At 64.9% G+C, this 11,466-nt stretch carries 8 protein-coding genes; 5 read left to right on the forward strand and 3 right to left on the reverse strand.

The window, feature by feature from the left end:
- Positions 1–236: 236 nt before the first annotated feature.
- Genes ACTHJR_RS05575 through ACTHJR_RS05585 form a run of 3 tightly spaced genes read left to right on the forward strand, consistent with a single transcriptional unit; the run spans position 237 to position 6,044 of the window.
- Complete coding sequence (locus ACTHJR_RS05575) at positions 237–1,004, forward strand: ImuA family protein (RefSeq protein ID WP_440522134.1); 768 nt, start codon at positions 237–239, stop codon at positions 1,002–1,004.
- Positions 931–2,484 carry a Y-family DNA polymerase gene (locus ACTHJR_RS05580; protein WP_440522135.1) on the forward strand — a complete coding sequence of 518 codons (1,554 nt, stop codon included), beginning with the start codon at positions 931–933 and terminating at the stop codon, positions 2,482–2,484. The genes ACTHJR_RS05575 and ACTHJR_RS05580 overlap by 74 nt, the downstream gene beginning before the upstream one ends.
- Positions 2,481–6,044 carry an error-prone DNA polymerase gene (locus tag ACTHJR_RS05585; protein ID WP_440522136.1) on the forward strand — a complete coding sequence of 1,188 codons (3,564 nt, stop codon included), beginning with the start codon at positions 2,481–2,483 and terminating at the stop codon, positions 6,042–6,044. The genes ACTHJR_RS05580 and ACTHJR_RS05585 overlap by 4 nt, the downstream gene beginning before the upstream one ends.
- A gap of 22 nt (positions 6,045–6,066) precedes the next feature.
- On the opposite strand, the gene ACTHJR_RS05590 is transcribed toward ACTHJR_RS05585, so the two are convergent.
- Together ACTHJR_RS05590 and ACTHJR_RS05595 are read right to left on the reverse strand one after the other, a co-directional pair.
- The gene (locus ACTHJR_RS05590; protein ID WP_440522137.1) at positions 6,067–7,623 is read right to left on the reverse strand and encodes an alpha-amylase family glycosyl hydrolase; all 1,557 of its coding nucleotides are present in this window, start codon (positions 7,621–7,623) and stop codon (positions 6,067–6,069) included.
- The gene (locus ACTHJR_RS05595; protein ID WP_440522138.1) at positions 7,620–8,426 is read right to left on the reverse strand and encodes a phytanoyl-CoA dioxygenase family protein; all 807 of its coding nucleotides are present in this window, start codon (positions 8,424–8,426) and stop codon (positions 7,620–7,622) included. Before ACTHJR_RS05595 ends, ACTHJR_RS05590 begins: the two co-directional genes overlap by 4 nt.
- A gap of 106 nt (positions 8,427–8,532) precedes the next feature.
- Between ACTHJR_RS05595 and ACTHJR_RS05600 the strand changes: the two genes are divergently transcribed.
- Positions 8,533–8,826: a plasmid stabilization protein gene (locus ACTHJR_RS05600; protein ID WP_440522139.1), complete on the forward strand. Its 294-nt coding sequence runs from the start codon at positions 8,533–8,535 to the stop codon at positions 8,824–8,826.
- Between the two features lie 87 nt (positions 8,827–8,913).
- On the forward strand, positions 8,914–10,968 hold the full coding sequence (locus tag ACTHJR_RS05605) for an NAD(+) synthase (RefSeq protein WP_440522140.1): 2,055 nt from the start codon (positions 8,914–8,916) through the stop codon (positions 10,966–10,968).
- A gap of 44 nt (positions 10,969–11,012) precedes the next feature.
- Here ACTHJR_RS05605 and ACTHJR_RS05610 read toward each other — a convergent pair.
- The coding region (locus ACTHJR_RS05610; RefSeq protein ID WP_440522141.1) for an autotransporter outer membrane beta-barrel domain-containing protein at positions 11,013–11,466 on the reverse strand (454 nt) is incomplete at its 5' end.

Raw genomic sequence — 11,466 nt, forward strand, 5'->3', positions numbered from 1 at the left:
ATCGTGACGCGCATTGGCTGCACGCGGATCAGGCACGTCCGCAAAGTGATCCGAAAACTCCTCCATCCCCGCCTCCAACTATGGAGACAGCTTCAGAATCCAGTCACCCCAAACGCGCAAGCCAAATGCGATTCCCCTGCCCCTAAGGGGGAGGGGCTAAGAATGAGCGGCTCTGTGCTGCATTTACCAACGATTCAAATTGCAATCCGCCAAATAGAACATATCATGAACATCCTATGCCCGAGTCGCCCGCCTCGCTCGCCCGGTTGCGTCGCCGTGTCGCGCGCATCGAGGGGGTGCGCGCTCGCGACAGCGAGGCGCGCTTCGCCACTGGCCATGAGGCGATCGACGCGTGGCTCGGCGGGGGCCTGGCGCGGGGCCGGCTCCATGAGATGATGGCCGATGAGGGCGAGGATGCCGGTAGCCTGGCCGGGTTCGCCGCGATGCTCGCCGTAAGGATCGAAGACGACAAGCCCTTGCTGTGGTTGCGGACGGAGGCCGCGGAGCGCGAGGCCGGTAAACTCTATGCCACCGGACTGGGCGAACTCGGGCTGCGTGGCAGCGACCTGATTCTCGGGCTGCTCGTGGACGATGCCACCTTGCTCAAGGCGGCTAACGACGCCGCGCGCTGTGCCGGGCTCGGCGCGCTCGTGGTGGAGACCTGGGGCGAGCCGAAACCGCTCGATCTGACCGCGACGCGGCGACTGATGCTGGCGGCGGAAGCCTCGGGCGTGACCGTGCTGCTGCTGCGGGCCGCCGCGCGCGAAAGCCCCAGTGTGGCCGATACGCGCTGGCGGGTGGCCCCTGCTCCTTCGACGGCGCTGGCCGACGGCACATCGCAGGGAGCGCCGGGATATCCGGTGTTCGACATCGAATTGTTGCGCCGCCGCGCCGGTCCGGCCGGCCGGCAATGGCGCGTGGAGTGGAATCGTGAACGACGCAGTTTCCAGCCCCTCGAACGACCGGCGCTTCCTGGCGCTGTTCTTCCCGTGGCTGCCGGTTGAGCGGCTGCGGCTGACGCGCGGGCATTTGTTCGCCCGCAATGCGGGCGTGCCGTTTGCGGTGGTCGAGAAGGTCAAGGGCGCACTCCGGCTCTACGCAATCGACCAGGAAGCGGCGCGGCTCGGTATCGAACGCGGCATGACTCTCGCCGATGCACGCGCGCGCGTGTCGAGGCTCGATGCCTATGATCACGTCCCGCATGACGACCATCTCTGGCTCGAACGACTGGCGGAGGGCTGCGCGCGCTATACGCCTTGGGTGATGCTCGATGCCCCCGACGGCTTGGTGCTCGACGTCACTGGATGCGCGCATCTGTTCGGCGGCGAAACGAAGCTCGGCGACGACGTTGCGGCACGTTTCGAACGACTGGGAATCGTCCCCCGGCTCGCGTTCGCCGCCAATCCCGATGCCGCGCGTGCGCTGGCACGATATCGCAGCGTCGGCGCCAGCGAAGATGAAGCGGTTCGCCGGTTGCCCGTCGCTGCTCTCGGGCTCGAGGAAGAAGCGACGACCGCGCTCAAACGCGCTGGTCTCAAGACGGTGGGCGATGTCGCGGTACGCCAGCTTTCGGCGATCGCCGCACGTTTCGGTACCGATGCCGCGACGCAGGTCCGCCGGATCATGGGGGAAGCGGACAGTCCCCTCACCCCGCGCGTCGTCCGCGAGCCGTTGAGCGTCGAACGCCGCTTTGCCGAGCCGGTAGCGAAAACCGCATTCGCGCTCACGATCCTGGACGATCTGGTGGGCGAAGCGATGACGATGCTGGAGCAAAGCCATGAAGGCGGGCGACGATTCGAGGCACGCTTCTTTCGGACCGATGGGCTGGTTCAGCGTCTGTCGGTGGAAACCGGACAACCCAGCCGCGATGTCGCTGCTGTCATGCGCCTGTTCCGCGAGCGGATCGATGCCTTGTCCGATCCCATCGATCCCGGGTTCGGCTTCGACCTGATTAGGCTCGACATCCCGATCGCGGAGCGGCTCGACGCCGCGCAATTGAAGCTCGAAGGCGGCGCGGTGGCCGAAGCGGAACTGAGCCAGTTGGTCGATCGCCTTTCGACCCGGCTCGGCCGTAACCGCGTGCGCCGTTTCGCGTCACGTGACCGGCACTTGCCCGAACAGGCCGAGTTGATGCTTCCGGCCATGGAGCCGGCCCCGGCCGATAGCTGGTCGCCCCCGGAAGAAGGAGAACCGCCGCTCAGGCCGATTCACTTGTTCGATCCGCCGCAACCGATCGATCCCGTCGTCAGCGTGCCGCCCGACGGTCCGCCACGCCAGTTCCGCTGGCGACGCATCTTGCATGAGATCGCGCGCGTCGAAGGACCGGAGCGGATCGCGACGCCGTGGTGGACCAGTCGTCAGGCGCCGACGCGCGATTATTATCGCGTCGAAGACCGACGTGGCCGCCGTTTCTGGATTTTTCGCCGCGGACTCTATGACGAGATCGAGAAGCCCGAATGGTTCATCCACGGCGTGTTCTCGTGACCGGTTTTGCCGAACTCGTCGCGGCCACCAATTACTCTTTCCTGCGCGGAGCTTCGCATCCCAGCGACATGGTCGGCGAAGCCATCAAACTTGAAATGCGCGGCATCGGCATCGCGGACCGCAATACCGTCGCCGGCGTGGTGCGTGCGCACGTTGCCTTGAAGGAATGGCGTGAAAGAGCGCCGCGTGCCTGGCTCAAGGCGAAGATCAAGCATGAAGCGGATAGACCTTGGGAAGCATTTTCGGAGGCTCCGGATGCTCCCGAAGTTGATCCCGATTTCCGTCTTGTCGTCGGCGCCCGGCTCGTGTTCCGCGACGGCACGCCGGACATCGTCGCTTATCCCGCCACACGGTTCGGCTGGGGCCGACTGACGCGGTTGCTGACGGTCGGCAATCGTCGCGCGGTCAAGGGCGGCTGCCTACTCGATTTCGTCGACCTGATCGAGCACCATCAAGACCTGTTGTTGATCGTCTTGCCTGACAGCAGCTTCGCGTCCGACGAGGTCGAGGAATTGCCGAAAAAGCGGCAGATCGACGAAGGACAGGATCGCGGAACGTTGCAACTCGGCGACGATGAAATCGTCGAAACCAATGTCATTCCGTTTCCCGATCGCCAGGCCGGATCCGTCGCCGCTTCCACCGTATCGCAACCGATAGCCGAAATTGTGCATTGGGACCCGGAACCAGTTCGGGGTGACGACGGGCTCCACGCCGTTCTTTCACGGCTGAAACGCGTGGTCGGTGATCGTCTCTGGCTCGGGGTCACCATGCCCCGCAGTGGCCGTGATGGACGACGGATCGACAAACTCGCGGCGTTTGCCCGACAAGCGACTGTGCCGATGCTCGCGACCAACGACGCCCTCTACGCCACTGCCGAGCAGCGCCCGCTTCATGATGTCGTCACTTGCATCCGCAAGGGCACGAGCGTGAAGCAAGCGGGACGACTGCTCGAAGCCAATGGCGAGCGCTATCTCAAGACCCCTGGCGAAATGGCGCGGCTGTTCGAGCGATATCCGCAGGCGTTGATGGAAACCGAACGCCTGTTGTCGCGCATCCATTTCACCCTGGACGAACTACGCTACGAATATCCGCATGAGCCGGTCCCGGAAGGCTGGGAGCCTCAGGCCTGGCTCGAACATATCGTCTGGCAATCGGCGATCGACCGCTACGATTGCCTCATACCGCCCAAGGCCTTCGAACTGATTCAGGAAGAATTCGCACTCATCAAGCAGCAGAATTACGCCTGCTATTTCCTGACCGTCCACGACATCGTCCGGTTCGCGCAAACCGCCAAGCCACCCATCCTGTGTCAGGGCAGAGGATCGGCCGCCAATTCGATTGTCTGTTGGCTGCTGGGCGTGACGTCGGTCGATCCGGTCAAGCACAACCTCCTCTTTTCGCGCTTCGTCTCGGAGGACCGCAACGAACCCCCGGATATCGACGTCGACTTCGAGCACGAGCGACGCGAAGAGGTGATGCAATATATCTACAAGCGCTACGGTCGTCACCGCGCCGGTATTGCCGCGACGATCATCCATTACCGCTCGCGCAGTACGTTGCGCGAGGTCGGCAAGGCGCTCGGAATGAGCGAGGATGTGACCGCTCGCCTCTCGAGCACGGTCTGGGGCAGCTATTCGAGCAGTGTCGAGGAAGAACGGATCACCCAAAGCGGGTTCACGCTCGACAATCCCGAGATCGCGCGGCTCAAGCAGTTGGTCGACCAGTTGCTCGAATTCCCCCGGCATCTCTCTCAGCATGTCGGTGGCTTCGTACTGACCCAGGACCGGCTCGACGAAACGGTGCCGATCCACAACGCGGCGATGGAGGATCGCACCTTCATCGAATGGGATAAGGACGACATCGACGCGCTCGGACTGATGAAGGTCGATGTGCTCGCGCTCGGCATGCTGACTTGCATCCGCAAATGTTTCGATCTGATGCGGGAGAACGGCCTGGGCGATCAGTCGCTCAGTCTCGACATGAACTCCGACGACCCCAAGGTGTACGAGATGCTGAAAGCGGGACACAGCCTCGGCGTGTTCCAGGTCGAGAGCCGCGCGCAGATGAGCATGCTGCCGCGCCTGAAACCCGTAAATCTCTACGATCTTACCGTACAGGTGGCGATCGTTCGTCCCGGTCCGATCCAGGGCAATATGGTCCATCCCTATCTTCGGCGGCGCAGCGGCAAGGAAGATTGGTCGTTTCCAAAACCCAGCCTGCCGCATGACCCCCAAGAGCTCCATCACATCCTGGGCGATACGTTCGGCGTGCCCTTGTTTCAGGAACAAGCGATGAAGCTGGCGATCGTCGCGGCGGGTTTCACGCCGTCAGAGGCCAACCAGCTTCGCCGCGCGATGGCGACGTTCCGGCACGTCGGCACGATCCATTTGTTCGAAGCCAAGATGGTCGATGGCCTGGTCGCGCGCGGATACGAGAGGGATTTCGCCCAGCGATGCTACGATCAGATCAAAGGCTTCGGCAGCTACGGCTTTCCGGAAAGCCATGCCTTGTCCTTTGCACGCTTGGTTTACGTCTCCTCCTGGCTGAAATGCTACCATCCGGCGGTGTTTGCCTGCGGATTGCTGAATTCCCAGCCGATGGGTTTTTACGCACCCGCGCAGATCGTCCGTGAGGCGCAGGAGATCGGTGGGGTCGAACCCCGATCGATCGACGTCAATGCCAGCTATTGGGACAATGCGCTCGAAGCCAAGGGCAACGACTTCGCGTTGCGATTGGGCTTTCGCCAGATCGATGGGTTTCGGCAAGAATGGGCGAAGAAGCTCGCCGACGCACGCATCGGCGGCCCCTTCACCACGATCGAGGAACTTGCCCAGCGTACTGCCTTGCCCTCACGCGCGTTGCGGCTGCTCGCCGACGCCGATGCTTGGGGATCCATAGGCAAGAGACGCCGCGATGCCTTGTGGGACGTTCGCCGCACGCCATCGAACCAGCTTCCATTGTTCGCTGCAGCCGAGGCGCGCGAACTTGGCGAGGAGGAAGATGCCGCCCTGCCCGCCATGCCTCTCAACGAGGAAGTCGTCGCCGATTACCAGGTCGCCCGACTCTCCCTCAAAGGACATCCCATGCAATTCCTGCGGCCGATGTTCGAGAGCGAAGGCATGCTGAGTTGCGAGCAGGTGAGCAAGGCGCGCAACGGTTCGCGCGTCACCGTCGCCGGCGTGGTGCTGGTCCGCCAGCGACCAGGCACCGGCAATGCCATCTTCATCACGCTGGAGGACGAAACCGGCATCACCAACGTCCTGCTGTGGGCGCGCGTCTTCGAGAGCCAGCGGCTTCAGGTGATGGGATCGCGGCTGATGACGGTCGAGGGCGAGGTCCAGCGCAGCGCGCCGAACGAGGGCAGCGTCGTTCATCTGATCGGCGCGCGGGTGATCGATCGCACCCCCGAGCTCGCGCGATTGTCCGAGGATCATGTCGCCCTACCGCCGACCGCGCGCGCGCCTATCGATATGTCGCCCGACCCGCGTTACACCGCCGATGCGCATGGCCGGCATCCGCGCAACGTGCGGATCCTGCCCAAGTCGCGCGACTTCCATTGAAGCAGCCGGCGCCCTTCTCCGTTCAGCCTGCCCCCAATACGCGCATTCCATAGGGCGGCAGCTCGATCGCCATAGGATCGACCGCGCGATCGCCGTCGAGCAGGTCGGTCCATCCTTGCCCCATCGCCGGGAGATTCGGCCGAACCGGCGCCGCCCCGCTATTGGCGAGGACCAGCACGCGGCGCCCACCCATGCTGCGCAGCACGCACACCGCCGTCGAATCGTCGTCGCACAATATTCGCTGGTCGCCCTGCCGCAATTCCGGCCGCGCCGCGCGCAAGACGAGCAACGTCCGGTAGAAAGTGTAGAGCGAGTCCGGCCTGTCGCGCTCCTCCGCCAGCGAGACTCCGTCATTGCTGCGGTTGAAGCGATTGGTCCAGGCGGTCGCGTCGGTCCGATACCAGATCGCCGAGCCTGTGGCCTCGAGATCGCCGCTCCAGCGATAGGCCTCGCGCAGCCCGATATGCGCGCCGTCACTCTTGACCCGCGGATCGATCCGCCCGCGCATCCCGAGTTCCTGGCCGTAATAGATCGACGGCGTGCCGCGCATCAGCAGGGTCAGCGCCGCGCCGATCCGCGCCTTGCGCCGGTCGTCCCCGACCACCGACACGAACCGGTCCAGATCGTGGTTCTCGAGGAACAGGATGCGACTCTGGCCCTCGGGCGCGTCGCCGCTCGCGCGCAGCGCCTTGACGATCGCCGTCTTGTCCATCTTCTCGAGCGCGAACCGCAGCGGGAAAGCGAACACCATGTCCGCCCCGCCCCTGGTCAGCCACGCATCGCCCGGCCCCCAATCGGCCTGTTCGGCGATGATCCGCGCAGCGGGGTTGCGCGCCCGGATCGCGCTGAAGATCGGCGCCCAGAAATCGGCGAACAAATCGGTCAGGCGATGCTTGTCGTCGAGATCGTCCATCATATGGTCGATCCGAAAGCCGTCGACGCCGTCGCGCAGCGAGCCGTCGCCATGCGGATCGACCCAATGCACCAGCAGGCGCGCGAAATAGGCGCGGACCGCTGGCGATTTCAGGTTCACCATCGAAATGCCGATCCAGCGCCCGTCATGGCCCGGCCAGGCGGGGACGCCGAGGAACGGCTCGGGCTCCTCATTGGTCTTCGGCCGGTCGTAGAGGATATAGCGCCCGAACGGCGCGCCCGGGCGGCCGCGCGAGCTGGTCAGCCAGGGATGGCCTTCGGCGACGTACTGGAATTCCTCGTCGAGATAGACGCGCAATCCCCGCGCATGCGCGGCGCGGACGAAGGCGTGGAAATCCTCCATCGTTCCGTATGCCGGGTCGATACCGGCAAAATCGGTCGCGAAATAATTGTGGTAATAAGGCGAGGGCTGGATCGGGGTCAGCAACAGCGAGGTGACGCCCAGCGCCTTGATGTCGTTTAGTCCTGCCGTCAGCCCCTCGAGATCGCCGATCCGGTCGCCGTTCGAGTCCCGGAAGCTGCGAAAGAAGATATGGTAGATCACCTCGTCGCGCATCGCCGCCGACGTGACCTGGGCCCGGGGCGCCGCGCCGGCCGGCGCCGCGAGCAGCAACGCCGCGAGCGCTAGGCCGATCGCGCGGATCACGCCTCGAACAGGATCGGATTGAGCGGCGTGTCGATCACCCGCCCGACCTCGGCACCCGGACACCAGCGATCCCAGTCGTTCCGCTGCTGCGCATTCTCGGGCGCCTTCAGCACCATGTCGCGGTCCATGTAGATGATCGTCATCACCGAGCGCGGATCGTGCGAGCGATTGGCGCCGGCGCGATGGAAGGTCCAGCCGAGATGGAAGCTGACCTCGCCCAGATCGAACGGTTCGTCGACGATCGGGAAACCGTGCCGCTCCATATCGGCGGTGATCCTGGCCTCGCTCTCGTCCGAGATACCGAGGTCGCGGCCGAACTCGACGTGCTGGCTGCCGGCGAAGAAGGCGAGCGGGCCCATGTCGCGCGGTACCGGCTGGAGCGGCACCCAGGCGGTGATGGTGCGATCGCTGGCGACCGGCCAATAATATTGGTCGGCATGCGCCGGTGTGATCCCGCCGCTCGGCTCCTTGTAGAGCGACTGATCGTGATAGAGCCGGACGCCGTCGACCTGCAGCAATGCCGCAGCAATTCCGGCCAGCCGCCGGCCGAACACGAACTCGCGCGGCGCCCCGCCCTCCTCCCACAGGTTCATGACCTGGAGGAACGCCTTGTCATAGGTCGATCGCTGCTCGAGCGGGAGGATCTGCGTGTTGCGCGCGATCGTCCGCTCGGTGATCGCGCGGCCGTAATGGTCGAGCGTTTCGGCATCGAACACGTCCTTCAGCCGGATGAAGCCGTCGCGGGCGAAGCGCGCGGCCTGCTCCGCGCTGACCGGATAGGGCGTATCGATATCCATGCTCATGCTGCAACCAACCCGTTGGGATCGAACGATGATCCGTTTCTAGCCCGACAAGTGAACGGACGTCCACTCGATGCGTTATTGCGCAGCATGAACGATGGAGGTCGCGATGCCCCGTGGCGACAAGTCAGCTTATACCGACAAGCAGAAACGCAAGGCCGAGCATATCGAGGAGAGCTATGAGAAGCGCGGCACGCCCAAGAAGCAGGCCGAGGCGCGCGCCTGGGCGACGGTGAACAAGGAATCCGGCGGGGGCAACAAATCGGGCTCGGGCCGCGGCAAGAAGGATAGTCACGTCTCGTCGGCGCGCGGCGGGCGAGCGCACAAGAAAGGCTCGTTCGAGGCCCGCTCGGCGGCAGCGCGCAAGGGCTGGGAAACGCGGCGACGCCACGGCAACGGTTGAGCCGTCGCAGCGATGCATAATCCGGGCTTATCGCCACGACCCAACTGATTGTTGGCGAACGGCAACAATCGGAGCTAAGCGGCGCGCATGGCGAAGACCCACCGTTTCTTCTCGCACCACGCGCACGAATTCCTGCGCGTGGGCGCCTGCACCCCCGTGGCGAGCGTCGGCGACATCGCCCTCAATATCAGGGAGACGATCGCGCTGGCGAAGCGCGGGCATGACGAAGCCTGCGACCTGCTCGTCTTTCCCGAGCTCAGCCTGAGCTCCTATGCGATCGACGATCTGCATCTTCAGGACACGATCCAGCGCGCCGTCGAAGCCGGGCTGGCCGAGATCGCGGCGGCGACCGCCAAGCTCCGACCGGTGCTGCTGGTCGGCGCGGCGATCGCGCGAAACGGCCATCTCTACAATTGCGCGGTGGCGATCCATCGCGGTCGCCTCCTGGGCGTGGTGCCCAAGACCTTCCTGCCCAATTATCGCGAATATTACGAGAAACGCTGGTTCACCAGCGGCGAAGGGATCGCGCGGGCGACGATCGATCTTGCCGGGCAGCGCGACGTGCCGTTCGGCACCGACCTGATCTTCGCCGCCAGCGACTTGCCGCATTTCATCTTCCATGCCGAGATTTGCGAGGATTTCTGGGGGCCCACTCCGCCATCGACCTGGGCGGCGCTGGCCGGCGCGCTGGTATGCTGCAACCTGTCGGCATCGAACGTCGTCATCGGCAAGGCGCGGCAGCGGATGCTGTTGTCGGCGGCGCAATCCGATCGCGCGATCTGCGGCTATGTCTTCTCCGCCTCCGGGCCCGGCGAAAGCACCACCGACCTTGCCTGGGACGGCCAGAGCATGGTGCATGAACTGGGCGAGCTGATCGCCGAGTCCGAGCGCTTTCCGACGACATCCGACCTGCTGGTCGCCGATGTCGATTGCGGGCGGATCCGCCAGGAGCGGATGCGCAACGGCACCTTCGCCGACACCGCGCGCTACGCCGGCGTCGACGACAATGATTTCCGTTTCGTCGGGTTCGAGGCCAAACCCGATTTCGCCGATGTCGGCCTGAAGCGCGATTTGCGCCGCTTCCCGTTCGTCCCCAACACGCCGGAAAAGCTCGACGCCGATTGCTACGAAGCGTTCAATATCCAGGTTTCGGGTCTAGTCCGGCGCATCGAGGCGGCGCGCGCCGAGCGCCTGGTGATCGGCGTGTCGGGCGGGCTCGATTCGACGCATGCGTTGATCGTCGCGGCCAAGGCGATGGACCGGCTGGGCCGATCACGCGACCATATCCTGGGCTATACCATGCCGGGCTTCGCGACCAGCGAAGGGACCAAGTCCAACGCCTGGGCGCTGATGCGCGCCCTGGGCGTGGCCGGCGACGAGATCGACATCCGTCCGGCCGCGACCCAGATGCTCGACGACATGCGCCACCCGTTCGCCAAGGGCGAGCCGGTCTATGACGTGACGTTCGAGAATGTGCAGGCCGGCCTGCGCACCGATTACCTGTTCCGACTGGCGAACCAGCATAACGGCATGGTCATCGGCACCGGCGACCTGTCCGAACTCGCCCTCGGCTGGTGTACCTATGGCGTCGGCGACCAGATGAGCCATTATGCGGTCAATGCCGGCGTGCCGAAGACGCTGATCCAGTTCCTGATCCGCTGGTGCATCCGCACCGATCAATATGACGCGGAGACCGACCGCGTGCTCGAGGCGATCCTGGCGCAGGAGATTTCGCCCGAATTGGTCCCGGCAGGCGCCGACGGCGCGATGCAGTCGACCGAAAGCAGGATCGGGCCGTACGAGCTCAACGACTTCTTCGCGCATTATATCGTGCGCCACGGCATGGCGCCGTCCAAGGTCGCTTTCCTGGCGTTGAAGGCGTGGAGCGATGTGGATGCCGGCCGCTGGCCGCGCGATTTCCCGGCGGCGGCGCGCCATGCCTACGACCTGGCGACGATCCGCGCGTGGCTGGAGAAATTCCTGTTCCGCTTCTTTGCGATCAGCCAGTTCAAGCGCTCGGCGATCCCCAACGGACCGAAAGTGTCGGCTGGAGGGGCGTTGAGCCCGCGCGGCGACTGGCGCGCGCCGTCGGACGGCACCGCTCAGCCTTTCCTGGACGAATTGGCGGCAAATCTGCCCTGACGCCCGAAGGCGCCAGGGCAGTCCCCGGTTAGCTCAGGGTCAGACTACAGCCCGATCTGCAGCGTTGCGCGCAGCGAGATCGCGGCGTGGCCCTGCTGTTCCTCGGCGCCGACTTCGCCGCCTAGGCGGAAGCCAGGTGACCCGCCCGACGCGCGGAAGCGGCCGACCCAGCCGTCGGTGCGCTGATCGGGAATCAGCGTGAAGGCTTGGCCGCCCGAGAAGCTCGCCGTGGTCGCGCCCAGCTCGCCGCTCAGGATCTGGCGACGACCGCCTTCGATCTCGGTGTGGAACCAGCCGTCCTCGGTCGAACCGAAGGTCAGGCCCACCGCCATCGTCGCATTGGCGGCGAACTCGTCGCTGGTGCGCTTGTCGATCGACAGGTCGAACGCCTTGCCGCCGCCGGTCTCGGTATGGGCGTCTTCGGCGAGGCGATAGTAATCGACCGACAGGATCGGGCGGAAGGTCAGGTGGCCGACCGCGCCCTCGTACGACGCGCCG

Origin of the sequence: Sphingomonas sp. (assembly GCF_051962185.1) — a bacterium.
Classification (GTDB): domain Bacteria; phylum Pseudomonadota; class Alphaproteobacteria; order Sphingomonadales; family Sphingomonadaceae; genus Sphingomonas.

Coding starts and splice junctions, on each gene's coding strand:
- ACTHJR_RS05605 (WP_440522140.1), top strand. CDS start 8,914: ATGGCGAAGACCCACCGTTTCTTCTCGCACCACGCGCACGAATTCCTG.
- ACTHJR_RS05575 (WP_440522134.1), top strand. CDS start 237: ATGCCCGAGTCGCCCGCCTCGCTCGCCCGGTTGCGTCGCCGTGTCGCG.
- ACTHJR_RS05600 (WP_440522139.1), top strand. CDS start 8,533: ATGCCCCGTGGCGACAAGTCAGCTTATACCGACAAGCAGAAACGCAAG.
- ACTHJR_RS05595 (WP_440522138.1), bottom strand. CDS start 8,426: ATGAGCATGGATATCGATACGCCCTATCCGGTCAGCGCGGAGCAGGCC.